Raw genomic sequence first — 25871 nt, 5'->3', positions numbered from 1 at the left:
TTCACTCCTTCACGCGGATGATGATGTTGAGATATTTGTCGACCTCGGCGCTGGCGCCGGGCGGTACGACAGTGGTGGCATCGACCTGCTCGATGATCGCGGGGCCTTGAAAGGAGAAGCCGCAGGGCAGGTCGTCGCGCCGATAGACGGGTGTATCGAGCCCGCTGCCCTCGAACCAGACCCTGCGGCGGCTGACCGGCTCGGGGCTAGCGCCGGTCGGCGCGTGAACGGCAAACTCGGCCTTGGGCACCACCCCCACTGCCTTCAGATTGAGACGGAAGAAGCTGACCGGTGCGCTGTCGCGGCGGAAATTGTATTCGCGCTGATGCTCGGCATGAAAGCTCTGCACCAGATCGGCGATCGCGCCGATCGGCCGCGGCGCATTGACGGCAAGCGAACGCCACTGGCCGCGATACATCATGTCGATCGAGCGCTGCAGCACGATGTCCCGCTGCGCGACGCCCTCATGGGTCAACCGCGCGAGCGCGGCTTTCTCGAGCTCGGCGAACTGCGCCTCGATCCCGGTGGCGTCGGCATCGGTGGCGTCGACCATGCAGCTTTGCGAAAAATCGTGCTGCATGTCGACGAGCAGGCAACCGAGCGCCGAGGTCACGCCGGGATTGGGCGGTACGATCACGACGGGAATCGCCAGCTCGCGAGCGACGTCGACCCCATGCAGGGCACCGGCGCCGCCGAATGCCACCAGCGCAAAATCGCGCGGATCGTAGCCGCGACTGATCGAGATCAGCCGCACCGCATCCGACATGTTGGCATTGGCGACCTTGACGATTGCATCTGCGGCTTCATGCAGGCCGAGGCCGAACGGCTTGGCGACGCTGCCCTCGACCGCTTGCCGTGCCAGCTCGGGATCGAGCTTGACCTTGCCGCCGGCGAGATCGGTGCCAAGCCGGCCGAGCGTCACATTGGCATCGGTGTTGGTCGGTTGCGCATTGCCGTTGCCATAGCAGGCCGGTCCCGGATAGGCGCCGGCCGATTGCGGGCCGTTGCGCAGCGAGCCGGCCGGATCGGTCCAGGCCAGCGAGCCGCCGCCGGCACCGATGGTGAGCACCTCGATCGATGCGAAGCGGATCGGATAGCCGAACTCGATGTGCCAGTCCTTGGTGATCCGCGACTGGCCCTCATAGGCCAGCGAAACGTCGGTCGACGTGCCGCCCATGTCGAGGCCGATCGAATTGGGGAAACCGCAAAGACCGGCGATATGGCGGCTGGCGATGGCGCCGGCGGCGATGCCGGAGCCGGCAAGGCGCGCCGCAAAATCCTTCACGCTCGCCGGAGTCATCACGCCGCCGCCGGTGTGCAGCAGCAGAAGATCGCGGGTGTAGCCCTCGTCCGAGAGGCGTTCGCCGAGCCGGCTCGTGTAGTTGACGACGACCGGGCTCACCACGGCATTGGCGACCGTCGTCGAGAATCGCTCGTGCTCGAAGATTTCGGGAAGCACCTGCGAGGAGATCGAGACCGGAATGTCGGGCATCTCGACCAGCAGAATATCGCGCATCGCGCGCTCATTGGCGCCGTTGAGATAGGCGTTCATGAAGCACACCGCCACTGCGGCGACGCCGCGACGCTTGAGGATGCGTGCGACGCTGCGCGCGGCTTCGACGTCGAGCGGTTCGATCACCGTGCCGGCAGCATCGACGCGCTCGGGCACGGTGAGGCGGTCGCGCCGTGGCACATAGGGCCGGACCACGTCCTTGTAGGTGTCCCAGAGGTCTTCCTTGTTGGCACGCCGGATCTCGATGACGTCGCGGAACCCCTTGGTCGTGACCACCGCGGTGCGCGGCAGGCGGCGGGTGATCAGCGCGTTGGTGGCAATCGTGGTGCCGTGCGAGAACAACGCCACTTTCGACAGGTCGATGCCGGCCTTGGATACGCCGCCCATGATCCCTTCGATCGGATCGCGCGTGGAGGAGGTCTTCTCGATGCGCACGAGTCCGGTCGTCTCGTCCATGATGCAGATGTCGGTGAAGGTGCCACCGACGTCGACGGCCACACGAAGGTTCTGCGCCATGCCTCTTCCTTTCGAACGAGCGTTTCGCCGATCTTAGGCAGAGCGGCGGCTTCCGTTCTTGACGCTGAGCGCAGGAAGATTTGTGCGAGAGAGCGAACCGTGCCGGTGCCCATACATGCCCAGACCGGCGGCTGTGTGCCTAAGAATCGATCAGCAGGCCAGTCTTCAGGAGTTGGCTGTGCGCGAAATGGCGCGCGCCTCGCTCGGGGTGCATCCGAACCGGCTGCGATAGTTGCGGCTGAACTGCGCCTGGTCGGCAAAGCCCCATTGATAGGCGATTTCCGAAATGCTCTTGCGGCAGTTCGCATCGCGCAGCAGGGCGTCGCACATTGAAAGGCGCTGGTTGCGGATGTAGGCGCAGACGGTCAGACCTTCGCCCTCGAAGATCTGGTGCAAATAGCGCAGCGAGATGCCGCAGCCGTCGGCGATCATCTGCGGCGTGAGCCGCATATCGTCGAGGCGGGCGCGGATTAACTGCTCGCAACGCAGCAAATGGCCGTTGCGCACGGAGGACGAATGACCGGTCAACACACGGTCGTCGGATTCAATGGCCATCGCAAGCAGCTCGATCAGGTGCTTGCCCATCATCGTGCGCGCCGTCTCGTCCATTTCCTCGATCCGTTCACCGGACAGGCGCAGCGTGTCGACGAACAGCGCGCCGACGCTGCGGCTGGCGTCGAACTGCAGCGTGGCGAGGCGCTCGGGCCGGGAAATGCGAGCGCGCAGCACCGCGCTTGGGATCTTCAGACACCACAGCGCCGTCGGATCCTGATGGCTGAACTCGTAGGGTAGGTGGCTACGTTCGATCAGAAATGCGCCCGGCCGGCAATGCACCACCTTGCCGTCCTGCTCGAAACGGATTTCGGCGAGCTCGGGCACCGTGATCAGGAATGACTCTTCCCGCTCGCTCAGGAGATGCCGCTCGTGCCGCTTGTACAGCAGGCCGTTGGCAATGTTGCGGGACACCGAGACAGGGCCCATCGACCAGGCGCCGAGGCGCGCATTGAAGTCGCGCGTGCTCGGGAAGCGCAGGTCGAGCGAGTAATAGGTCTTCGAAACGACCTCCTGCCAGTACTGGCGGCGGGTCTGCAACGGGATGTCGTTGGTCGTGTACGTGACTTGCATGTCTCACTCCCGCCGCCGGCTGTGCCTCCGGTCGTCGTGTCCCCGGATAAAGTTTGGCGAGGACAGCCGGACGGCGTCAAGTCGAATAAAACGGAAACTGATATTCTAGATTTCGATGGCCTCTTCGGCCTGGTGCCGGTGATCGACGTGGACGGGGGGCCTGGCCGGCCCGACGCCGGCAACCGCAAAGCGCATGAAATCGCGGAAAGCCATGGCAGCCTCCGATGGCTTGGTGTCGCGACGCCAGGCAAGACCGATGTCCATGCTGGGCACCTCGTCCTCGATGACGCGGGTCTCGATCCGCTGCCCCTCCAGCGACCACGGCCGGTAGATCAGGTCGGACAGAATGGCGATTCCCATGCCGCCGGCGACCATGGAGCGGACGGCTTCGACCGAGGAGGTGCGGAACACCGTCTTCGGTTCGAGTGAGGCGTTGTTCCAATAGCGCATCGACGTGTGCTTGGCCTCGTCGACCGTGAGCATGACGTAGGGATAGGTCGCGATGTCAGCGAGGTGGACCCGCTCGGCACGGGTCAGGGGATGCTCGGGCGCAAGCCACAGCCGGCGCGGCGATCGCAGCAAGGTCTCGCTGGTGAGCATGGCGTTGTCGCGCAGGTTCGAGACCAGCATCACCGCGAGGTCGAGCGCACCATCGACGAGTGCGCGCTCGAGCACGTCGCGCGGCGCCTCGAACAGCTCGATCGTGATTCCGGGGAAACTCGCCTTGAAGCGCATCTGATGACGCGGCAGGAAGTAGCCCGACACGGTGTAGGTGACGCCGACGCGGACCGTCCCGAACAGAGGGCCGGCGGACATCTGCGTGTCGCGCACCGCCTCGGCGACGGCGGCGAGGATTTGACGGCCCTGGGAGAGGAAGCGGCTGCCCTCCATGGTGACGGTTACGCCGTTCGGCGCGCGCTCCAGCAAGCGGGCGCAGACGGTGGCCTCGAGCTGCTGGATCGCCGCGGTGACCGCGGATTGCGAGACGTTGAGATCGATGGCCGCCTGGCTGATCCGCCCGGTCTCGGCGGCGGCGACGAAGTAGCGGATCTGTTTCAGAGAAACGGACATCGCGGTTGTTCCGATGTTTGCATAACTCATGAGCAGTGTTTCTCAGCCCGGAGGTTTCCGCTGCAACTCTCGTGCCGCCCGGAGGACAGCACGCCGTGGTACCGACCTCAGATGTGCGAGCGCGCAACCGACAGCCACAGGTTTAGGCTTGACCATGCGCGATTGCGTCGGCGCCGACGGCCGAGGTCCGTTAGCAGATGCGGCGAGCTCCTGGCGATTACGCCATGGCGCTGCGAAGCTTGCCCAGCAGCTCGGTCCGGCTCTTGCGTGCCGCAAGCGCCTGATTCATGTCGACCTTGACGAACTTCACCGGCGTGTTGGGCTGCAGCTGGCCGATCAGATCCATGTCCGCGGCGATCACGGTGCCGACCATGAAGTAGCCGCCGCCGGATACGGCGTCGCGATGCAGCACGATCGGCTCGGTGCCGCCGGGAACCTGGATCGAGCCGTAGGGATAGCAGGCATCGGTGATGTTGGACGGATCGGAGCCGGCGCCGAACGGCGGTTCGCGCGGAACGAACTCGAGCGGCTTGCCACCCTTGAAGCGGTAGCCGATCCGGTCCGCTTCCGGCGCGACCTTCCAGGTGTCGGAGAAGAACCCGTTGCCGGCGGCCTCGGTGATCCGGTGCCAATAGAGGCCGGGCATGGCGCGCAGCTCCGTCGGCATTCCCGCCGGGTGCCCGCGCAAATCGCTGGCGACGGTGCGGCCGTCCTTGACCGTCACGCTGGCGTGGCCGACCGGCAATTCGTCGCCGGCCTCGAGCTTGCGGCCCTTGAAGCCGCCGAGCGCGCCGAGTGCGTAGGTCGATCGCGAGCCGAGCACCACCGGCACATCGATGCCACCGGCGACCGCGATGTAGCCGCGTGCGCCTCGCTTGAGGAAGTCGAAGGAGAGAATCTGGCCGCGCTTCACCTTGAAGCTGGTCCAGGTCTCGCGCGGCTCGCCGTCGAGCTTCGGCGGCAGCTCCGCGCCGGTGACGGCGACCGTGGCGTCCTCGGTGAATTCGAGCTCGGGCCCCATGAACACCGCTTCGAGCACGGCTGCGCCTGCATCATTGCCGACGAGCAGATTTGCGGCGACCAGCGCGTGACGGTCCATGCCGCCGGAGAGCGGGATGCCGATGTGATAATAGCCGGGACGTCCGAGGTCCTGGACGGTGGTCGCAAGACCCGGCTTCAAAACCCTAACGGCCATGGAGAACTCCATCGAGCTTGCTGTTGTAGCCATCAATGTCGCGGTTGAACTCGGTCAGCGAGAACGAGACGTCGCGGATCACGGGCGCAAATCGGCCGGCGTCGACGTCGGCGACCGCAGCGTCATAGGCTGCCCGGTCGATCGGTTTCCATTTCACGATGTCGCCCGGTTTGAACAGGCACATGAAGTCGCGCAAATAGCTGATGGTCTGGTTCGGATCATAGATCGGCATCGGCGTGATGCCGAACATCTGATAGCCGCCGGCGCCGCGCACCGAATAGATGCAGCTGAAACAGCCGCCATGCCCGACGGTGAGCTTCGGCGTGTCCGTGCGCGGGCGCAGATATTTCGGGGCCTGAAGCTGCCGCTTGCGCTCGACCATCTGGTAGAGGAAGGGCAGGCCGGCGACGAAGCCGACCATCGAGACGAACCAGGGCGCGCTGGAATGCGCCTTGATGAAGGCATCGACGCTGTCGAGGCCGTTGATCCGCGCGGCGTATTCGAGGTCGGTGCCATCAGGATTCTGGTGACGCTCGCGGAAGCGCATCAAGGTCTCATGGGTCCAGGGATCGTTGTAGAGCACGGGAATCTCGATGATCCGCGTCTTGATCACCGGTTCCGATTTCTCGGACGCGGAATCCAGCCGCTTCAGCTCGGCGAGGAGATCGTCCGGCTTGATCCGATCCGGATCGAACTTGACCTGATAGGACGCGTTCGCCGGGCAGATCTCGGTGACGCCCTTGACTCTGGCGTCGCGCACCGCATTGGTGATGAACAGGCTCTTGAAAAAGGCCTCGAGCGACATTGCCTCGCCGACCTCGGCGAAAATGTGCTCATCGCCGCCGAAGGAAAATCGAGTTTGCATGCTAGCGGCCTCCTGTTGCTGACGGGGCGGATTCTCTTGCCATCATGAGGCGACCTTCGCAGCTGATGGCGGCTGAGCGGTGGCAAGAGCGGCGGCATGGGACTCAAGCCATGGTTCGAGCCATGCCGTATGGAAGCGTCCGGCCTTCACGTCGGCGTCGCGCGCCAGCGCCTGGTGCAGAGGCTTGGTCGTAAAGATGCCTCCGACGGTGAGCTCGGCAAGCGCGCGCTCGAGCTTCTTCATGGCGCTCGGCCGATCCTTGTCGTGCACGATCAGCTTGCCGAGCAGGCTGTCGTAGAAGGGAGGCACCGTGTAGCCCTGATAGAGCATGCTGTCGAAGCGAACGCCGTCGCCGACGGGCAGGCTGAGCGCGCTCACCGTGCCCGGGTTCGGCAGGAAGTTTCTGGCGGGATCCTCGGCGTTGATCCGGACCTCGATCGAATGGCCGCTGACGCGCATCTCGTTCTGGCTGATGCGCAAGCGTTCGCCGCCGGCGATCTGGATCATCTCGCGGACGAGGTCGATGCCCGTGATCATTTCCGTGACCGGGTGCTCGACCTGGATGCGGGTGTTCATCTCCAGGAAGTAGAATTCGCCGGTGGCGTCGTCGTAGAGATATTCGAGCGTTCCGGCGCCGCGATAGTTGACCGCTCTGGCGAGTGCCACGGCCGAGCTGCAGAGTCTCTCCCGCACGGCCTGGGTGAGGGAGGGCGAGGGGGCTTCTTCCCACACCTTCTGGCGGCGGCGCTGCAACGAGCATTCGCGTTCGAAGCAATGGATCACGTCGCGTCCGTCGCCGAGCACCTGCACCTCGATATGCCGCGCGCCTTCGATCAGCTTTTCGACGTAAAGTCCGCCGTCGCCAAAGGCCGCGAGCGCCTCGGCTTGTGCCTGCGGCATCAGGTGTTGAAACTCCTCAGGCGACCGCGCGATGCGGATGCCGCGTCCGCCACCTCCGGCGGCGGCCTTGATCATCACGGGGAAGCCGGTTTTCTCGACCAGCGCGAAGGCCGCTTCCGCCGACTCCAGCCGCCCCTGGCTGCCGGGGACGGTCGGCACGCCGGTCGCGGCGGCGGCCTCGCGTGCCGCAACCTTGTCGCCCATCAGCCGGATCGATCGCGCGGTCGGGCCGACAAAGATCAATCCCGCCGCTTCGACAGCGGCGGCGAACTCGGCGTTCTCGGCCAGGAAGCCGTAGCCGGGATGGATGGCGTCGGCGCCAGTGCTCCGCGCCGCGGCGAGGATGGCCGCCTGGTTGAGATAGGATTTCGACGCCTGCGGCGGGCCGATATCGACCGCTTCGTCGGCGAGCCTGACCGCAAGCGAGTCCTGATCGGCCTTGCTGTAGACCTGCACGGTTGCAATGCCGAGATCGCGCGCCGCGCGAATGATGCGCACCGCGATCTCGCCGCGATTGGCTATGAGGAGCTTCTTGATCGCCATGGCTGGTCAGAGAGCCCTAAACGTCGATTTCGGCGATCGGCTGGCCGGCCATCACGGCATCTTCATTCTCGGCCAGGAAGCGGACGATCTTGCCGGCGATGCCGGCTTTCACTTCGTTGAACGATTTCATCACCTCGATAAGCCCGATCGTGTCGCTCTCGGCGACGGCGTCGCCGTCGTTCTTGTAGACCGGCTTGTCGGGCGCGGGCTTGCGATAAAAGATGCCTGGGAGCGGCGAGAAGATCTGCTGCGTTGCCATTGTTTCCTCGTGGTGTATTGGTTCGTTGCCGCGACGGTTCAGCGCGCGGTGAGATAGGGGCGTACCGCCTCGCGGACGGCCTCGGCGATGGCGACGGCGTTCGGCGTGTCGGAGTGGATGCAGATCGAATCGGAGCCGACCACGATGTCGTTTCCCGCCACCGTGCGCGTCTTGCCTTCATTGACCGCCCTTGCGCACCTTGTGGCGGCGTCGGCCGGATCCTTCGCCTCGTGCTCGCGGGTGATGATCAGGCTGCCGTCGGCATTGTAGTCGAGGTCGGCATAGTATTCGGCGACGAAGGCATGACCGCGCCGCTCGTAGACCTTCTGGTGCAGCGTTCCCTTCATGCCGAGCAGCGGCACCTTGTAGACGTCAGCGGCATCAGCCACGGCTTCGGCGATCTCCTCGCTACGCGATGCCATGCCGTAAAGTGCGCCGTGCGGCTTGATGTGATTGAGTGCCATGCCTTCGGCATCCAGGAAGGCCTTGAGCGCGCCGATCTGGTAGAGCAGGCAATTGGCCAGCTCCTCGCGGTCGATCTTCATCTCCCGGCGACCAAATCCCTGCAGATCGGGCAGCGACGGGTGCGCCCCGACCTTGACGCCAAATTGCTTGGCGAGCTGCACGGTCTTGCGCATGTGATTGAAGTCGGAGGCATGAAAGCCGCAGGCGACGTTCGCGACGTCGATATGAGGCATCAATGCCTTGTCGTCGCCCATCTTGTAGAGGCCGTAGGCCTCGCCCATGTCGCAGTTGATCACGACCATCTCCTGATTTCCTTCCAACTGGCTTTGCATATGACCGGCGAAGGCCGCCCCGGCGTATGACTGGCGCACCCAGGGCGGCGCATTGCCGGGTTACTTGGACACCAGATAGTCGAGCGGGATCTTTTCCGAGATCGTCCACTGATCGATCACCTGCGGCTTGCCGGCCTCAGTGTCGACGATCAGGTAACGACCCTGGTTCTGGTGGTGGATGTCCTTGGTGAAGGTGCGCGGCCCGAACAGCGTGGGCTCGCTGTTCATCTTTTCGAGCTCGGCCACGACGGCTGCCGCATCGGTCGATTTGGCGCGTTCGACCGCCTTGGCCCAGACGTCGATCAGGACGTAGCCCGGATAGACGTACTGGCTGGAGGGGTCACCGCCGGTGATCTCCTTGTACTTCTTGTTGAACTCGTTGACCTTTGGGTTCGGATCGTCGCCATAGACCGAGCCCTGCACCGGGACGTAGAAGTTCGAGAGGTCAGGAACTGCGTTCATCCAGTAGCTGCCGTCGACACCCGACCCGTTGAGGATCATCGACTTGATGCCGGCGGCACGGATCTGCTTGATGGCGGAGACAGCGCCCGGCATCATCGTGCAGAGCATGATGGCGTCAGGCTCCTTCGGCAGGCTCTTGATGCGCGTGATCTGCGAGGCGATCGAGGCATCGTCGTTCTTGAAGGTGTCGCTGCCGACCAGCTTGGCCTCCTTCAGGCGCGGCAGCATCCAGTCGAAGCCGTCGCAGATGCCCTTGTTGTAGACGGTCCAGCTGTCGAGCAGCCGGTAGAAGCTGCGTGCGTTCTTCTTGGTGTAAGCCCATTCCGACATGGTCGCTCCCTGCACCGGTGCCAGCACCGAGGCCGAGAACGAGAACGGGCCGACGCCGGGGATGCCGGCCTTGATCGATTCGGCGCAGAGGAAGAAGGAAACCTTGCCTGCAGCCTGCGCCTGCAGCGCCGCGGGCGCGCCGAAATCGTAGTCGCAGGAGACGATGACGAGGTCGGCACCCTGGTCGAGCACCGCAAGGCCGGCCTTGGCACCCTCGGCCTGATCGGTCTTGGTGTCGGCAAAGACGGGCTTGATCTTCTTGCCGAGCAGGCCGCCGGCCTTGTTGATCTCCTCGATGCGGATCAGCGCCGCGTCCTGCGCCGGCTTGTCATAGGCCTGCATGAATCCGGATGCCGCGGTCGCAAATCCAACAACGATCTCGTTGGCTGCCCGGGCCGGTGTGAACCAGAGCGCGGATGCTCCGGCCAAGATGCTGAGTAATGTCGTAAAGCGCATAACCCCACTCCTCCAATTGTACAAACGAGCGTCAGTGCAGTTCCTTCAGAGCGGTCTGGACCGGTGGCGCCAGGCGGCGCTGCAACGGCCATCGACGCCAGCAGAATTCCTGGTTGCGGGTCAGTCCCGTCGGCAAATACATCAGGATCGCGATGGTGATGATGCCGATCGCGATCTCCTGAACACCGTTCGGCAGGCCGACGGTGTGACCGCCGAGGCTGATGCCCTTCTCGAGATTGCGGAACAGCTCGATCAGCACGGATATCGCGACCACGCCGGAGACGGCTCCGCTGAGGCTGTACATGCCGCCGACCACCAGCATCGACAGCGTGATGAACGTCGTCCGCAGATAGAATGCGCCGGGATTGACGATGCTCAGGAAGTGCGCGTACAGCGCGCCGGCGAGCCCGATGATGAAGGCGCTGACGACGAAGGCGATCAGCCGTTCGCGGACGATATCGATGCCGGAGGCGCTGGCCGCGACCGCTTCGTCTCGCGTGGCGCGAAGTGCCAGTCCGGAGCGCGAGATCGAGTAGAGATAGGCGATCGCGATGGCCACGGCGCCGCCGATCCATCCGGTCCAGACATTCATGGTGGGCGGAATGCCGACGATCGAACCCTGTCCGCCCGTCACCGAATCCCAGTTCGAATAGACATTGTTGATGACGCCGAGCAGGCCGAAGGTCGCAATCGAGGCGGCGATGCCCGACAGGCGCATGATGACGCGGCCGACGATCAGCGCGAACAGTGCCGCAAACAGGCCGGATATCGGCGTCGCCACCCACATCGGCAGTTGCGCGTGGAGCAGCCACGCCGGCAACCCCTTGAGCGTGATCGACTTCATCACCGGCGGAATCGTGAGCCAGGCGGTCATGTAGGCGCCGAGGCACATGAAGCTGATATGGCCGAACGACAGCAGGCCCGAATTGCCGACGAAGACGTAGAGCCCGACCACCACCATGATGTTGATGAACATCTCGACCACGGTGCGGTTGAAGGCCCGGCTGCCGAATTGATAGGAGAGGGCGGCCATGATGAGCAGCGCCACGATCAGCACGATCGGCGTGATGATCGTTTGCCGGATGACGGACGGCCGCTGCGACATCGATCAGACCCTCTGCTTGGCGGATTTCGGTGCGAACAGGCCCTGCGGCCGCACCAGAAGGACGACGATGACGGCGCTGTAGACGAAGGCGTCGCGGAATACCCTGGCGTCGTGTGGCAGGGTCGCCTGGAACACGACGCTGGCCGCACCGATCAGGAAGCCGGCGGCAACGGCGCCGGGAATGCTGCCGAGGCCGCCGATCACGGTCGCGATGAACGCGATCAGCATCACGTTGGCGCCCATGCCGATGTCGGCGGTGCCGGAATTGGTCGCCAGGATCAGGCCGATCGCCGCCGCAAGCATGCCGCTGATGGCGAAGGCCAGCAGGATCACGCCGTTGGCGCGGACCCCGAGCATGCGCGCCATGGTGAAATTGTCGGCGGCCGCGCGCATCTCGAGCCCGTAGCGCGTGCGCTTGAGGAACAGGACGAGGACCACCAGCACGGCCAGCGTGATGATGATGGTCACGACCTGGAGCATCGGGATGTGAGCGCCCAGCAGTTCGACCGGCAGGCCGAGGCTCGACCACAGCGTGATCGACTTCGGCCGGCTGGAAAACAGCATCAGCAGGAGATGCCGGATCACGAAGCCGAGCGCGAAGGAAGCGATCATCATCGTCGCCGGATTGGCATTGCGGAAGCGGCGGAACACGACGATCTCCGACAGGATCGACAGCGCGGCTCCGATCAAGAGCAGCAGCGGGATCAACAGATAGAACGGCAGCTGCCCGGCAAAGACGATCGCCGCCGCATCGATCGACGGCCACAGCATGGCAAAGACGCAAAACGCGATGAAATCGCCGTGGGCGAAGTTGACGAGCCGCATCACGCCGAAGATCAGAGCGATGCCGAGCGCACCAAGGGCGTAGAGGCTGCCGAGGCTGAGGGCATCGAAGATGATCTGCAGCAGCTCGCGCATCTCAATGATCTCCGAAGCCGAAATAGGACTGCTTCAGACGATCATCCCTGACCATGTCGGCCGCAGGGCCCTCGAGCACGATGCGACCGCCGCGGATCAGGACCATCCGTCCGCCCGTCATCATGGCGCGTGTCGAGCTCTGCTCGACGATCAGGAGGGTGAGCTTGCGCTGCGTCCGCAGCCGCACCAGGATCTCGTAGACCTGGTCGATGATCTTTGGCGCAAGGCCTAGCGACGGCTCGTCGATCGCCATGATGCGGGGCGCGGCCATCAAGGCGCGGCCGATGACGAGCATCTGCTGCTGGCCGCCGGAGAGCATGCCCGCCGGGGTGTGGCGGCGCTCGGCCAGCATCGGGAATTCCTCGTAGACCTGATCCAGATCGTCGGCGATCTTCTTGCGGTCGGCGCGCATGCCGGTTCCGACCTTCAGATTCTCCTCGATCGTCAGCGCGCCAAAGACATTGCGTCCCTCCGGAACCAGGGAGAATCCACGCCGCGCGATGTCTTCGGGCGCGGCACCCGTGATCTTGGCGCCATCGATCATGATGGACCCGGAGCCCGGTGGCACGACGCCTGCGATGGCGTTGAGCAAGGTCGACTTGCCGGCGCCGTTCGGGCCGGTCACGAACAGGATTTCGCCTTTATCGATCTTCAGCGTCAGGCCGCGGAGAGCCGTCAGGCGCCCGTAGCTGACCGTGATGTCGTCGACGGCAAGCAGCGTCATGACGCGACGGCCTCTTCGGCGGCGACCGGCGGAAGCGGCTCGTCGCGCTGCGTACCCATATAGGCGTGCCGCACCGCATCGCTGTCACGGATCTGAGCGGGCGGGCCGACTTCGATGACCTCGCCGGAATCGAGCACGTAGATGCGCTCGCAGAGCTCGAGCACGAGGCCGATATTGTGCTCGATCAGCAGCACCCCGACATTGAGCTCGCCGGCGATCCGCCGGATGATGGCGGCAAGCTCGTGGCTTTCATGCTCCGACATTCCAGCCGCCGGTTCGTCGAGCAGCAGATAGCGCGGTGTGCACATGATGGCGCGGCCGATCGCGACGCGGCGCTCGTCGGTATAGGGCAGGGCGCCGGCGATCGTGTTGGACAGATGCGAAATGCCGAGCCAGGCCATGACGCGCTCGGCTTCACCGATCGCCTCCGGACGGGATTGGCCCAGGCCGACGCCGGTGACCTCAAGGTTGTCCATCACCGGCAGGTCGCGGAAAAGCCGGCCCGACTGGAAGGTTCGCGCTACGCCTTTGCGGCGCAGCTTGTGCGCTGCAATGCCACTCAGCGTCTCGTCCTCCAGTTCCACGGTTCCGGCGCCAACCGGCTGGAAACCCGTGAGCACATTAATAAGAGTGGTCTTGCCGGCTCCATTCGGACCGATCAGTCCGACGATACGTCCCCGCGGTACGGCCAAGGTCACGTTGGACAGTGCCTTCAGGCCTTCGAATTGGACGCTGATATCGCGAGCGACCAACTCGAAACCATCGGACATGACCTCAATGCCTCTCACTCGCGAACCGATGGATTGATTTTTCCGGTCCGCCGGGGGATTGTAAAATTCGAAATATCGTTCGCTGATATCGGAAATTTTTATGTCTCTGACGTTCCGTCAGGTTCGGCATTTCATTGCAACCGCCGAGACCGGGCGCGTTTCGGCCGCTGCGGCGGCGCTCAGCGTGACGCAGTCTGCGGTCACCGCGTCCATCAAGGCGCTCGAGGCCGAGCTCGGCCACAAGCTGTTCGACCGTCACTCGAACGGCGTGACGCTGACCTTTGACGGACGGGAGTTCTTGCAGCGTGCCCGCGCCATCGAGGCCAGCGTGTCGGATGCCATACGCGGGCCGCATCGCTGGGGAATGCAGGTCGACGGCACCGTCGATGTCGCCGTCAGCTACACCATCGCCGGATATTTCCTGCCGCCCTTGTTGTCGCGCTTCTGGCGATCATTCCCGGGCATCACGGTGCGTCTCCACGAGTTTTCGCGTGACGCGATCGAGCAGAGCTTGATCAGTGGTAGCGTCGATGCGGCCATCATGCTGGTTGCGAACTTGCATGACCGGCACTCCATTCGCTCGCGGCTCTTGTTGCGCTCGCCGCGTCGCTTGTGGACTTGCGTCAATCATCCGCTGCTTCGCAAGGACAGCATCAAGCTGGCGGACCTGGCGAGCGAGCCCTATCTGATGTTGACCGTCGATGAAGCCGAACGCTCCGCGATGCGTTACTGGCAGCATACCGCGTACGTGCCGAACGTCATCTTCCGGACCCTGTCGGTCGAGGCGGTTCGCAGCATGGTCGCAACCGGCATGGGAATTACAATCCTGTCCGACATGGTCTACCGTCCTTGGTCGCTCGAAGGACATCGCATCGATCTCAAGACGCTCGATGACGATGTCCACACCATGGATGTCGGGCTTGCCTGGAAGGACAAGACGAAGCTTTCTCCGGCGGCTCGCGCGTTCTGCGAGTTCGTTGCTCATTCCTATCCCGGATCCGAGCCGGTCCAATTTGAATAGCGAACTTGCCCTGCCAAGGACAGGCTTGAGCGTCTGCCTCAGCGTCTTTCCTTGGCCGGTGCCTGGTTAAACCGGTCCATGATGGATTGGATCGATGGTTGCCGACACGTGTCTTTGCCCCAACGTCGAACAAGGCAAAGGCAGCGCAGGACGTCAGGAGGTACCTGTAGGCTTGGACATCGCCGAAAGCGCGCGTCTCAGGGCAGTGGCGGCGACAACGCCTGCGCAACAGCCGGCGCCTTTGACGAATATGTCTTTCATGTAGCCATGCCTGCCGGCGAGCAGCTTTTGAATGAGTTCGAAGCCGACAATGACGGTGAGAAGCGCCAGCAGGATTGGCAGGACGTGCTTCGGATAGGCGAACGAAAAGACGGCACCGACAACGAACAGCGCGGCAAAGCGATCGGCGTTTGGCGATATCAAGGTGTGGGGACGAAATGCCAGCGTTGTATCGGTGACGATGAAGAGGCCCAGGATCAAACCCCAAGCCAAATATCGGAATACGGTTTGGGGCATTTCTGATCTCAACGGGCCATGTTGGGCGCGGCATTGAGCGGTGCGCCGCCAACCGAAACGGGACCCGACGGCCTGGCGGCCCGGGGCGGCGGCTTTCTCGGCTGCGGGGCGGGCGGCGCGATCGGGGCGCGCGGCACCTCGGCCGCAACAGGTGGCGGCGGCGCTACCGGCGGGGGCAGGTGCTGTAACTCTTCGACCTTCGAGGTCAGGACCGCCAACTGGTCGGTAATGGCCTTCAACTGCGCCTGCCCGTCGGCTACCGACCGATCGAGTGCGGCGAGGTCTTCCTCGAGCTTCTGCTGGGCCGCGAGGAGAGTTGGCAACGCCTCCTTGTCGCTCGTCGTCATCGCTCCGCCGGACGATTCGTGGCTTATGGCGGGAACCAACGCCGCGACTTCGGGCCAAGCGTAGACGCCGCCGGCGCCGACAAGGGCGAGGACGACGATCAGAAGCAGCCACGGCCAGCGGCGGCGACCGGCGGGCAGGGGGCTTTTCGGCGCATGGCCATGCCACGCCTGATCGGAATCGTTGTCCATCAATGCTTCCTAGGCGCCTCTGGCATTCGTTGCAATCGATACGGAGTTCGACCATGTTACCGGGTAATGCTTCATTTGCCCGTTCCCCGCTCAGCGCCTACCCGTACTTCCCAGCTCCTCGAAGAACTCGTCGCGCGAGCACCTGACGGCCCCGTCGACCTCGAATGGCTCCTCAGCCATCTGGACAGGCGCTCGTTCGGGCTGCTCCTGCTGTTGCTGGGGCTGCTCGTGATTGTCCCTGGCGTGGCCACGGTTGCGACGCTGGCCCTCCTGTTTCCGGCGGTCGAGATGATGTTGGGGCACAGTGCTCCATCTTTTCCCCGCTTCCTGTCGAAGCGGCCGTTCGACTTCAAGCGATTCAAGCGGTTCACCGTCAGGGCGGGTCCGCTGCTGCGCGCGATCGAGAACATCAGCCGGCCGCGCTGGAACGCGCGCCATGACGTGACTGACCGCCTTGTGGGGTTGGTCGTGTTCCTGCTGGGTCTGTTGGCGGGCTGGCCCCTGCCTCTGGTCAACGTCATTCCCGGGATTGTGGTCGTTCTGATCGCGATCGCTTACCTGCAGGAAGATGGTCTGCTGTTGGCCGTGGCAATGGCGGCCGCGGTGATGTCCTTGCTTGGCCTTGGATGGACGCTCTGGACGTCGGCCGCGGCCGTAATCAGCTGGATCGCGGTCTGAAATACCGCGGCAAGCCGCCGGATAGATGCGCTGCAGGACCGTTGAAGTTTAAGACATTGGTTATCACTTTGCTTTCATTTTCACCGCCTCATTCAACAAAGAGGCACCATGTCTGACATCACCATTCCCGGCGGAAAAATTCGTTCCTTCATCGAGCGGATCGAGAATCTGGACGCTGAACTGCAGGAACTGAACGAGCAGAAGAAGGAAGTGTTTTCGGAAGCCAAGGGTGAGGGTTTCGACGTGAAGATCCTCAAGGAGATCGTCAAACTGCGAAAGCAGGATCAGGATGAGCGCGACGAGCGCGAATCCCTGCTCGATCTCTACATGCGCGCGATGGAAACGGCACCGGCGGACAAGGCTGCTGCGAAAGCGGCGTGAGAAGCCCGGTGCGTTCCCCGCGATCGAGATCCGGGGGCGCGCGATCTCTCGGCGGACGAACTTCCCAAGCTCGTCCGCCTCCGTCCCATCAACCATTCGCGCGGCGCTGGTCGCACCTTCCGCCTGTAATTGCGTCTTCCGATCGGATCGGAGTAGCGCTCGATCAGGGTTGATGCGGCGATGCGCAGCGGAGCGCTGGAACCGGCAATCCAAGGTTATCGCGACGCTTTAGCGCCCCGCACCGTTTCGACCATGGTTCGAAAGGTGATCGAGTATCTGGGGGCCTCGACCGGCGGAATGCTGTGCTCCCATATCTGCCGTGCATCGCCGGCCATCAGGTAGAGCGATCGGGGCGCCGCATCGAGCGTGAACCGCTCCCATCCGTTTTCCGTCCGACGACGAAAGCGGAACTTGCATGCGGATCCCAGGGACAGTCCAAAGATCCGGTCGAAATGCGGCTTGTCGCGGTGCCAGCCGATGCCGACGCCGCGATCATACTCGGTGCACAGGATCTGCCCGATCTCGGTCGACGCGCCGCCGAAAGTCTGGATCGCGGCGACGATGCCGTTTAACCAGGACGGGATCGGTTCGGCACATTCCAGTCGGCGCGATGCATAGTCGTACCGGTAACCGAACGAAGCCACGCGGCGCTTGCCTTCGAACTGTCCGAACTGGAACGGGGCAAGCGGAAGTGCCCGGATGTGGCGGATGAGTTCGCCCTCGGCCGCTTTGGAGATGAAATCCGGCGCGTAGTGCAGACCCGCCGGTCCCGCGGCAGGCGCATCGAACATCGACAATTGTTCGGACAATCGGGTGCCGTCAGTGTTTGCGAAGCTGTCACGAATATGGGCGCGCCGAGACAGAATTTGAACCGGCGGTCAGGTCGCCCGGGCTTCCACCTGGCGCGGCTTCGATGGGCGGAAGACGGCGTCAACGCTCGGTCCCGGCATCCTCTATCGCCGCGATCTTCAGGCCTTGGCCGGGAAGCGATTGCCGCAACGTCGTCGGCTCCGTCCGGTCGCCGCGGCTGGATCGCGCTGTGAGGACCAGTCGACCTTAGGGACGGGCTCCTCAGGCCAAATGTATCCAATATCGCAATTTCGGCTTCAGAAAGGCCGATCGAACTTGGAAAACGCGCTTCAATTGCGGTCACTCGCCGATGCATATATCAACGGAATACAAAATGTTATGAGGGATTCAGGCGCGAATATATCCTTGGGTCAAGCCAGTTGCTGTCCGAATCCTGGATACGGACATTGACTTCTGGATACATTCTGTTCAATTTCCGCCCACAATAAAATCAATCCTGGGAGAACCCGGTGACCGGCAATTCGGGCGCGCGCGGGGCGAAATTGACGCAAACGACGGCCGTGCTGGTGATGTGCGCGGTCCTGATCGTCATTTTTTCGATCTTCCTGAAGGGCTTCCTGACGCTGGGCAATCTGTTCGCGCTGGCGCGCAACATTTCGATACTCGGCATTCTCGCGCTCGGCATGGCGGTGGTCGTGATTGGGCGTGGACTGGATCTGTCGCAAGTCGCCTCCTTTGCCGCTTCCACCGCGATCGCGATCATCCTGATGAATTCGGGCTACGCGACGCCGGTCGCGCTGCTGATCGGCTTCGTGATGGCGATCGCCATCGGCATCCTGAACGGGTTTCTGATCTCGGTGATCGAGATGCCGCCGTTGCTGACGACGCTGGCGTCGAGCCTTGCGGTGCTGGGAATCGTACGCACCACAGCGGTGCAGCACTATGTCGTCTATCTTTCCAAGGGGCATGACGAATTCCTGCGGCTCGGCGGAAACATCTGGGGCGGCGTTCCGATCTCGATCCTGATCTTCGCGGCCACCGCGGTCGTCGTGCATCTTTTCCTGTCGCGCACCGTAATCGGGCGCTTCGTCTATGCCCATGGCGACAATCCCGACGCCGCGCGTCAGACCGGTCTGCCGACCCGCCCGCTGACCATGATCGAGTACGCGCTGTGCGCCGCGATCGGGTATGTCGGCGGTGTCGTGATGGTCGCGCAGACGGCGCTGATGCATCTCCAGGTCGCGGAATCGACGATCATTTTCGACGTCATCATGGTCGTGGTGCTCGGCGGCGTCAGCCTCGTCGGCGGCCGTGGCAACGTGATGAGCGTCATCGCCGGAACGCTGCTGATCGGCGTGCTGCTGAACGGCATGACCATCATGGACATGGACGTGCAGACCCAGAACATCGTCAAGGGAGTCGTGCTGCTGATCGCGATCCTGCTCGATTCCCGGCTGCATCCGCGCGACGAGGAGACGTCGAAGCAGGGCGATTAAAGCTCTGCATCAACCAACGGGCCGCAACAGTCGGCCGACATAACAGGGGAGGAATTGACATGACGAAAGCTGTGCACAGAAGGGCGTTTGCCGGCATCGGGCTCGCCGCGATGGTGGCGACCGCCGCGCTGGTGGCCGCGCCATCGCAGGCGGCCGGGCCGCGCGACCAGCTGCGCGAGAAATTCGACAAGTCGCTCAAGGGCAAGACGGTGGCCTGGTCGCCGGTCTGGATGGGCGTTCTGGAATCCGAATGGACGCGCGTGATGAAGGATCGTTTCGACGATTACGGCATCAAGCTCGTCACCCGCGACGCCAACATGAAGTCGGACATCCAGCTTCAGACCGTCAGCGACTATATCAACGAAAAGCCCGACGTGATCGTGGTGCAAAATCCGAACGTCACGCTGCTCGCCAAGGAGCTCAAGCGTGCGATGGACGCGGGCATCTATGTCGTGCAGGTCAACATGGCATCGAATACCCTGACCGATGCCTATGTCGGTGTCGATGCCAAGGATCTCGGCACCAAGATTGCGCGCGAGGTCATCAATCAGTGTGGCGGCGGCAAGGGCTCCGGCGAGGTTGCGATCCTTGAAGGTGAGGCGACCGCCGCCTATTCGCTCGACATGAAGAATGGCGCGATGGAGGTGTTCAAGACCGACCCGTCGATCAAGGTCGTGTCGTCGCAGCCGACAAGCTGGGATGCCAACAAGGCCGGCGACATCACGACCACCGTGTTGCAGCAGCACCCCAAGCTGTGCGGGATCCTCAGCGTCTGGGGTCCGCAAACGGCGGGCGCGGCGCAGGCGATCAAGGCGGCCAACATGGGTGACAAGGTGAAGGTGTTCGTCGCCAGCGACGGCCAGCCCGCCGATTGCGATCTGCTCGAGCAAGGCGCGTTCTCCGCGAACCTGTCGTATCGCGCCGACGTGCAGGGCCAGACCATCGCCGACGCGGTGATTGCGCTGTTGCAGGGCGGCGACAAGCCGGGCGCGAAGAACATCGCCTATTACACGACCCCTGCCTGGGTGAAGTCGAAGGATGATCGCATGTACTGCTTCAGCATCCCGAAGGGCGCGAAGTAAGTCGTTCCGGCGCCCGCGCCCACTGCGGCGCGGGCAGGCCGGAACCATCGATCCCAATCCCCTGCGTTGTCCCGCCGTTCGGCCGCTTCCGCGCCGAGCCCGCCGGAGTCTGTTGATGAAGAGCCTGCAACGAGCCTGGCACCGCCATTCGCCCCAATTGTTCCTGGGCGAACTGCTTGAGAAGCGCTGGATGGAGCCCATCATTCCATTCACGCTGACGATCGCGGTTTTCCTGGCCTTCGCGATCATGATTCCGCGCTATCTGACGGCAGGCAGCCTGCAGGAACTGATGCGAAATTTCGCGGAGCAGGGCATGGTCGCGGTCGCGATGGCCTTCTCCGTGCTGTCGGGCGGCATCGACCTGTCGGTCGGCGCGGTGTTCGCGATGTCGAACTTCCTCGCGCTCTATCTGTATCTCATCCTCGGGCTGCCGCTGCCCGTGACCATCGTGCTTGTCGTCCTGTTCGGCGCGGCGATGGGCGCGATCAACGGCGGCCTGATTGCCTATGGCAAGACCCGGCCGTTCCTGACGACACTGGTCGTCCTCATCATCGTCCGCGCCGCCTACAACAAGGTGACGGTCGCGTTCACCAACGAGCTCGCCAGCATCGACAGCGGGTCCAGCACGTGGGACTTCATGGGATCGGGGAGGGTTCTCGGCATTCCCTTCAACATGCTGGTCCTGATCCTGCTCGCGGTCGGAACGCACTTCTTCCTCACCCGCATCAAGCCCGGCGTCCACATCATGGCGGTCGGGTCGAGCCGCAAGGCGGCCCGCCACGCCGGCGTCAACGTCAAGCGCGTGCTGTTCTCGGCCTATGTGATGTCGGGGGCGATCGCGGCGCTGGCGGGAATCCTCTATGCAGCCCGGCAGAGCAGTTCGGGCACCGACACCGGCGTCGGCTGGGAGATCAACGCGCTGGCCGCGGTGGTTCTGGGCGGCATCAGCCTGTCCGGCGGCCGCGGCACCATCGCGCGCGCCGTCATGGGCGCGGCGATCATCTTCATGCTCACCAGCGGCATGGTCCGGCTCGGTATCTCCGGCAACCTGACGACCGCCATCATCGGCATCATCCTGCTGCTCGCGGTCGGCTTCAACGTGAAGTGGGTCAAGAACAAGGGCAAGGTGCTGCAGAAGGTCTATGTCACCCCAAGCTGGGTTGATTTCGAGCCGCCGCCGTCGGTCGAGCGGGGCAGCGGCACGCCGTTCGCGGAGAATGATCGCCTGAAGAACGCGGAAGCGATCGCGCTCGACATGATCGAGGGCCCGGAAGACATCATCCTTGACCGCAAGGACAACCTCTACACCGTCAACCGCAACGGCTCGATTATCCGCTTTCTTGCGCCGGACTATACTGTGCGCGAGGAGTTCGCGCGCATCGGCGGCCGGCCGCTCGGGTTGGCGTTCGATCGGGATCAGAACCTCCTCGTCTGCATCGCGGGCATGGGCGTTTACGGTGTGAAGCCCGATCGTTCGGTCTTCAAGGTCACCGACCGCACCACGCGCACGCGCACACGCCTCAAGGACGATTCGCGACTCTATCTCGCTGACGATCTCGACGTTGCGCCCGACGGCAGGATCTATTTCAGCGAGGCCTCGACCCGCTACGAGCTGACCGATTGGGCACTCGACGGCTTCGAAGGGCGCGGCAACGGCCGCCTGATCTGCCACGATCCGAAAACCGGAATCACCAAGACGGTCCTGAAGAACCTGACGTTTCCCAACGGCATCTGCATCTCGCATGACGGTCAGTCGGTGCTGTGGGCCAGCACCTGGCTGTGCCAGATCAACCGCTTCTGGATCGCCGGCCCGAAGGCGGGCACCAGCGAAATCCTGATCGACAACCTTCCGGGCTATTGCGACAACATCAACCGCGCCTCCGACGGCAAGTACTGGCTCGCCTTCGTCGGTCTGCGCACGCCGGTCTATGACCTTGCGATGCGCAACCCTGTTTTCCGCACCCGCATGGTCAAGCAAATCCCGCCGGACGAGTGGCTGTGCCCGGGCATCAACTACGGCTGCGTGGTCAAGTTCGACGACAACGGCGTGGTGACGGAATCGCTCTGGGATCCGGGCGGGCTTTCGCATCCGACCATCACCTCGGTCCGCGAGCACAAGGGCCATCTCTATATCGGCGGTCTGGAGAACAACCGCATCGGCCGCATCCGCCTGCCGGACGCCGACCCGACCTGGGAAGCGCACAAGTCCTATTGGGGAGGGGCCTGAGCCATGTCGCTGCTTGGCGATATCATCGATCGCGTGCTGTCCCCGAACCGGGAAATTCACGGCATTCCGGTGCTCGACGGCGCCTTCTCCCCGAACCAGCGGCTCGATCAGGCCCGCCGGCTCGGCGATGAGATCGAGCGACCGGACGACATCACGCTCGGGCAGGACGGCGCGCTCTACGTCTCGACCGGCAACCGCATCCTGCGTTGCACGGGAGACGACTTCAACACGCGCACGGCGTTCGCGACGCTCGACGGCCCGGTCGGTGGGCTTGGCTGCACGCCGGACGGCAGGCTGCTCGCCTGCGTCTCCGGCGTGGGGCTGGTGGCGCTTTCGCCAACTGGCGAGATCATCGGCAAGCTCGAAAGCGTCGGTGGCGAGAAGATCGCCTGTCCGTTGTCGGTGACGGTCGCGCCGGACGGGGCGATCTACCTGACCGACGGCTCGCGAAACAATCGGCCAGAGCAATGGCTGACCGACTTGATGCAGAACCGTGCCCCGTCGGGCCGGCTCATCGTCTGCAATTCCTCGCTCGGCAGTGCGAGCGTGCGTGCGGACAAGCTCGCATGGCCGCTCGGCGTGGTCGTGTCCGGTGACGGCAAGGAAGTGTGGGTCGCCGAGTCCTGGGCCCACCGCTTGACCGCTTTTTCACGCGCGGGTGACGACAGGCGCGTGATCGTCAAGAATCATACCGGCTATCCGGCGCGTCTTGCCCGAGGCGCGAACGGTGAGATCTGGATGGCCTTCCTCGCGCTGCGCACGCAACTGACCGAATTCGTCCTGCGCGAGCGGGCATTCTGCGAAGAGATGATGCGGACGGTGCCACCGGAGCTTTGGATTGGGCCGGCGCTGGATGGTCGGCTCAATCCGCGCGAACCGACCCAGATCGGCCGCATCAAGAAGCTCGGCATCCAGAAGCCGTGGGCGCCGCCGCGTTCCTATGGCCTCGTCGCCCGGCTCGACGCCAGAGGCGCGGCGACGGAGACGCTGCACAGCCGCGTCGATGGTCGTGTTCATGGAATAACCGCCGTCCGCCCGATCGGCTCGCATGTGCTGGCGGTGTCCAAGGGACGCGATTGCCTCGTCGAACTGCCGCCTGGTCGCGGCATGCAGGAAGGATGAACGCCATGCCGGCCGAACAACAGGCAGGGACCCCGCTGCTTCAGATCGTCAACGGCAGCAAGGTTTATGGCGGTCTGCACGCGATCGACGGCGTCAATTTCGATCTGCGGCCGGGCGAAATCCACGCGCTGCTGGGGGAGAACGGTGCGGGGAAATCGACGCTCTGCAAGGCGATCGCCGGTGCGATCGTGCTGACCTCCGGCGACTACCTGATCCAGGGAGGCAAGGTTTCGTTCGCGTCGCCAAAGGAAGCGCTCGAGGGTGGGGTCGCGATGGTCTACCAGGAATCCAGCCTGGTCCCCTCCATGACGGTGGCGCAGAACCTTGAACTCGGCATGGAGAAATGGGTCACGGTCTACAGCAAGATCAACATTGCGGCGACCCAGTCGCTGCAATCGATGAACTTCAACGTCGACCCGCTGGTGCTGGTGGAGAATCTCGGAACGGCCAAGAGGCAGATGGTCGAGATCGTACGTGCGGTTCGCCACAACGCCCAGGTCTTCATCTTCGATGAGCCGACCGCATCGCTGACCCCTGAAGAGACGCAGCATCTGTTCCATCTTCTCAACACCCTGAAAGAGAAGGGCGCCGGGATCATCTTCATCTCGCATGCACTGGAAGAGGCATTGAACATCGCGGATCGCATCACCGTACTTCGCGATGGCAAGCTGGTCGCCACCGTACCGGCGAAGGACGTCACGCGTGACGCGCTGGTGCGGATGATGGTTGGCCGTGAGGAAACGGCAGCGCAGTACGCGACCCACGGGGCCGATCCGGATGCGCCGAAGCCGCATGCCTCCCGCGGCGAGAAGGTGCTTTCGGTCGAGAACGTGACGATGGGCAGCATCGTCAAGAATATGTCGTTCTCGGTGTTCAACGGAGAAGTCGTCGGGATCTTCGGGCTGGTCGGGGCAGGACGCTCCGAGATCGCGCAGATCGTCAGCGGCGCGCGCAAGCGCAACTTCCTGCGTGGCGGGATGATCTATCTGCGGGACAAGCCGGTCCGCTACCGGGTGCCGCGGCAGGCGGTGCGCGACGGAATTGCCTATATCACCGAGGACCGCAAGGTCGACGGCTTCTTCGAAACGATGACGGTGGATCAGAACATCTATCTTGGCTATCTGTCGTCGCCGCGCGTCAAGCGGTTCCTTTACTCCACGCGCGAGATGAAGCGGATCGCCGATCAATGGATCTCGGCGCTCTCGATTTCTGCATTGAAACGGACGCTCAAAATTGTCGAATATTCCGGCGGCAACCAGCAGAAAGTCGTGGTGGGAAAGTCTCTGGCCCAGGAACCCACGGTGGTCATCTTCGACGAACCGACGCGAGGCGTCGATGTGAGCGCCATCCCACAAATTCACGAGGCGATTCGCAGGTTGGCGCGCGAGAACAAGGCGGTTGTCGTTATCTCTTCCTATCTGCCGGAGATTCTGGCTATCTCGGATCGGATCCTGGTCGCTCGTGGCGGGCGTATCGTCGAGGAAATGGCGCGGGCTGATGCGACCGAGGACAAGATCATGTACGCGGCCATTCATTGAAGGAGGGCCTTTCATGAGTCCTTATCAGCGGCCTCCCCATTGGAAGGACATGACGCGGGACGGCACTGAAGACGATCCGGAGTCCGGTCGCCTGATGAGCGAGAGGATCGCAAGCGAAATTCGCAGCGCGGTGCTGAGCGGCGAGATGCGGCCGGGCACGCGGATTCGGCAGGAGCTCCTTGCGGCTCATTTTGGAGCAAGCCGCATTCCCGTGCGCGAGGCGCTGAAGCAACTCGAGAACGAGGGGCTCGTCGTGATGGCGCCGAACCGTGGCGCCTGGATTGCGGACGTCAATTCGGAAGAATCGATCGAGATCTACAAGATCCGTGAAGCGGTCGAGCCGCTCGCCATCGGCGAAAGCGTTCCAAATCTGACCGACGAGGATATCGAGACGCTTGACCGCATTGTGCGCGAACTTGAGCAGGTCACCACGCTCGAGGAATACATCCAGCTTGACCGGGAGTTTCATCTACGGACCTATTCGCGGGCGCGGATGCCGCAACTGCTGGCGATGGTCGAACGCTTCTGGAACAGCACGCAGCATTTCCGGCGGCAGTTTGTGAGCGAAACCTACGCCAAGGACGGGTTTCCGTTCTCCGATCCCCAGCATGTCCTGATCATGGACGCGATCCGGGCGCGCGATGTCGAAGCTGCGCAGGTGTTGGTGCGCCTCCACATCCGGCGCACGCGCGTGGTCATTCAAGCAAAAGAGAGTGGGGCGGCCCAACCGCCCCTTGCAAGCCGTGCCGCGCTACCGCATGCGCGTCTCGGCTCGGTCTATCGAGGGAAAAGTGCCAATGAGTAGTGGCGGCGAACGCCTCTTGCCACGGTTCCTGCTGCGCCAGGTGGTGGCGGCCGCCTATAGCGGCCGCCGGGCCGGACGGGGCCGCCATCGTTACGACAGTGGTGGCAAGC

The 25871-nt window shown here is 63.5% G+C and carries 25 protein-coding genes; 9 read left to right on the top strand and 16 right to left on the bottom strand.

The genetic code is table 11. The features are described from left to right. Position 1: 1 nt before the first annotated feature. The 13 genes from JEY66_RS28365 to JEY66_RS28305 form a co-directional block, all read right to left on the bottom strand. Positions 2 to 2029 carry a hydantoinase/oxoprolinase family protein gene (locus JEY66_RS28365; protein ID WP_018270945.1) on the bottom strand — a complete coding sequence of 676 codons (2028 nt, stop codon included), beginning with the start codon at positions 2027 to 2029 and terminating at the stop codon, positions 2 to 4. A gap of 165 nt (positions 2030 to 2194) precedes the next feature. Then, positions 2195 to 3121: an AraC-like ligand-binding domain-containing protein gene (locus tag JEY66_RS28360; protein WP_018270946.1), complete on the bottom strand. Its 927-nt coding sequence runs from the start codon at positions 3119 to 3121 to the stop codon at positions 2195 to 2197. 138 nt (positions 3122 to 3259) lie between these two features. After that, positions 3260 to 4225, bottom strand: coding sequence for a LysR family transcriptional regulator (locus JEY66_RS28355; protein ID WP_018270947.1), 966 nt, complete (start codon positions 4223 to 4225; stop codon positions 3260 to 3262). 217 nt (positions 4226 to 4442) lie between these two features. Continuing rightward, entirely contained in the window at positions 4443 to 5420 is a 978-nt protein-coding gene (locus JEY66_RS28350) for a 5-oxoprolinase subunit C family protein (protein ID WP_016846050.1), read from the bottom strand. Next, positions 5410 to 6285 carry a 5-oxoprolinase subunit B family protein gene (locus JEY66_RS28345; protein WP_018270949.1) on the bottom strand — a complete coding sequence of 292 codons (876 nt, stop codon included), beginning with the start codon at positions 6283 to 6285 and terminating at the stop codon, positions 5410 to 5412. Before JEY66_RS28345 ends, JEY66_RS28350 begins: the two co-directional genes overlap by 11 nt. Positions 6286 to 6327: 42 nt before the next feature. Continuing rightward, positions 6328 to 7728 (bottom strand): acetyl-CoA carboxylase biotin carboxylase subunit, encoded by a 1401-nt coding sequence (locus JEY66_RS28340; protein ID WP_018270950.1) that lies wholly within the window; start codon positions 7726 to 7728, stop codon positions 6328 to 6330. Between the two features lie 16 nt (positions 7729 to 7744). Then, positions 7745 to 7987, bottom strand: a complete 243-nt coding sequence (locus JEY66_RS28335) for an acetyl-CoA carboxylase (RefSeq protein ID WP_018270951.1) — start codon at positions 7985 to 7987, stop codon at positions 7745 to 7747. Between the two features lie 38 nt (positions 7988 to 8025). Further along, a complete protein-coding gene (gene pxpA / locus JEY66_RS28330) occupies positions 8026 to 8754 on the bottom strand; it encodes a 5-oxoprolinase subunit PxpA (protein WP_018270952.1) in 729 nt (242 codons plus the stop codon). 90 nt (positions 8755 to 8844) lie between these two features. Then, positions 8845 to 10032, bottom strand: a complete 1188-nt coding sequence (locus JEY66_RS28325; protein WP_026192587.1) for an ABC transporter substrate-binding protein — start codon at positions 10030 to 10032, stop codon at positions 8845 to 8847. 31 nt (positions 10033 to 10063) lie between these two features. After that, the gene (locus tag JEY66_RS28320; RefSeq protein WP_018270954.1) at positions 10064 to 11137 is read right to left on the bottom strand and encodes a branched-chain amino acid ABC transporter permease; all 1074 of its coding nucleotides are present in this window, start codon (positions 11135 to 11137) and stop codon (positions 10064 to 10066) included. A 3-nt stretch (positions 11138 to 11140) separates the two neighbouring features. Continuing rightward, on the bottom strand, positions 11141 to 12055 hold the full coding sequence (locus JEY66_RS28315) for a branched-chain amino acid ABC transporter permease (protein WP_018270955.1): 915 nt from the start codon (positions 12053 to 12055) through the stop codon (positions 11141 to 11143). Between the two features lies 1 nt (position 12056). Then, complete coding sequence (locus JEY66_RS28310; RefSeq protein ID WP_016846058.1) at positions 12057 to 12779, bottom strand: ABC transporter ATP-binding protein; 723 nt, start codon at positions 12777 to 12779, stop codon at positions 12057 to 12059. Further along, complete coding sequence (locus JEY66_RS28305; RefSeq protein WP_018270956.1) at positions 12776 to 13549, bottom strand: ABC transporter ATP-binding protein; 774 nt, start codon at positions 13547 to 13549, stop codon at positions 12776 to 12778. The genes JEY66_RS28310 and JEY66_RS28305 overlap by 4 nt, the downstream gene beginning before the upstream one ends. Before the next feature lie 100 nt (positions 13550 to 13649). Between JEY66_RS28305 and JEY66_RS28300 the strand changes: the two genes are divergently transcribed. Next, complete coding sequence (locus JEY66_RS28300) at positions 13650 to 14570, top strand: LysR substrate-binding domain-containing protein (RefSeq protein WP_018270957.1); 921 nt, start codon at positions 13650 to 13652, stop codon at positions 14568 to 14570. Positions 14571 to 14723: 153 nt separating this feature from the next. On the opposite strand, the gene JEY66_RS28295 is transcribed toward JEY66_RS28300, so the two are convergent. Both JEY66_RS28295 and JEY66_RS28290 read right to left on the bottom strand, forming a co-directional pair. Next, positions 14724 to 15086 carry a hypothetical protein gene (locus JEY66_RS28295; RefSeq protein WP_063710722.1) on the bottom strand — a complete coding sequence of 121 codons (363 nt, stop codon included), beginning with the start codon at positions 15084 to 15086 and terminating at the stop codon, positions 14724 to 14726. Between the two features lie 8 nt (positions 15087 to 15094). Then, entirely contained in the window at positions 15095 to 15622 is a 528-nt protein-coding gene (locus JEY66_RS28290; RefSeq protein WP_018270959.1) for a hypothetical protein, read from the bottom strand. A 66-nt stretch (positions 15623 to 15688) separates the two neighbouring features. On the opposite strand from JEY66_RS28290, the gene JEY66_RS28285 reads away from it, so the two are divergent. After that, positions 15689 to 16300: an exopolysaccharide biosynthesis protein gene (locus tag JEY66_RS28285; RefSeq protein WP_018270960.1), complete on the top strand. Its 612-nt coding sequence runs from the start codon at positions 15689 to 15691 to the stop codon at positions 16298 to 16300. A gap of 108 nt (positions 16301 to 16408) precedes the next feature. Further along, the gene (locus JEY66_RS28280; RefSeq protein WP_016842183.1) at positions 16409 to 16681 is read left to right on the top strand and encodes a DUF2312 domain-containing protein; all 273 of its coding nucleotides are present in this window, start codon (positions 16409 to 16411) and stop codon (positions 16679 to 16681) included. Between the two features lie 215 nt (positions 16682 to 16896). Here JEY66_RS28280 and JEY66_RS28275 read toward each other — a convergent pair whose 3' ends face one another. Beyond that, positions 16897 to 17472 (bottom strand): alpha-ketoglutarate-dependent dioxygenase AlkB, encoded by a 576-nt coding sequence (locus JEY66_RS28275; RefSeq protein ID WP_018270961.1) that lies wholly within the window; start codon positions 17470 to 17472, stop codon positions 16897 to 16899. 528 nt (positions 17473 to 18000) lie between these two features. On the opposite strand from JEY66_RS28275, the gene JEY66_RS28270 reads away from it, so the two are divergent. The 6 genes from JEY66_RS28270 (at position 18001) to JEY66_RS28245 (ending at position 25761) form a co-directional block, all read left to right on the top strand. After that, positions 18001 to 18987: an ABC transporter permease gene (locus JEY66_RS28270; RefSeq protein WP_016842185.1), complete on the top strand. Its 987-nt coding sequence runs from the start codon at positions 18001 to 18003 to the stop codon at positions 18985 to 18987. Between the two features lie 59 nt (positions 18988 to 19046). Beyond that, complete coding sequence (locus JEY66_RS28265; RefSeq protein WP_016842186.1) at positions 19047 to 20069, top strand: sugar ABC transporter substrate-binding protein; 1023 nt, start codon at positions 19047 to 19049, stop codon at positions 20067 to 20069. A 115-nt stretch (positions 20070 to 20184) separates the two neighbouring features. Next, positions 20185 to 22296, top strand: coding sequence for an ABC transporter permease (locus JEY66_RS28260; protein ID WP_018270962.1), 2112 nt, complete (start codon positions 20185 to 20187; stop codon positions 22294 to 22296). Positions 22297 to 22299: 3 nt separating this feature from the next. After that, entirely contained in the window at positions 22300 to 23418 is a 1119-nt protein-coding gene (locus JEY66_RS28255; protein WP_018270963.1) for an SMP-30/gluconolactonase/LRE family protein, read from the top strand. Next, complete coding sequence (locus JEY66_RS28250; protein WP_018270964.1) at positions 23415 to 24956, top strand: sugar ABC transporter ATP-binding protein; 1542 nt, start codon at positions 23415 to 23417, stop codon at positions 24954 to 24956. The genes JEY66_RS28255 and JEY66_RS28250 overlap by 4 nt, the downstream gene beginning before the upstream one ends. A 145-nt stretch (positions 24957 to 25101) precedes the next feature. Continuing rightward, entirely contained in the window at positions 25102 to 25761 is a 660-nt protein-coding gene (locus tag JEY66_RS28245) for a GntR family transcriptional regulator (RefSeq protein ID WP_233285872.1), read from the top strand. Positions 25762 to 25871 lie beyond the last annotated feature (110 nt).

The organism is Bradyrhizobium elkanii USDA 76, from assembly GCF_023278185.1.
Lineage (GTDB): Bacteria > Pseudomonadota > Alphaproteobacteria > Rhizobiales > Xanthobacteraceae > Bradyrhizobium > Bradyrhizobium elkanii.
Note: the sequence above shows the minus strand (reverse complement) of the source record. Positions and strands in the feature narration are given on the sequence as shown.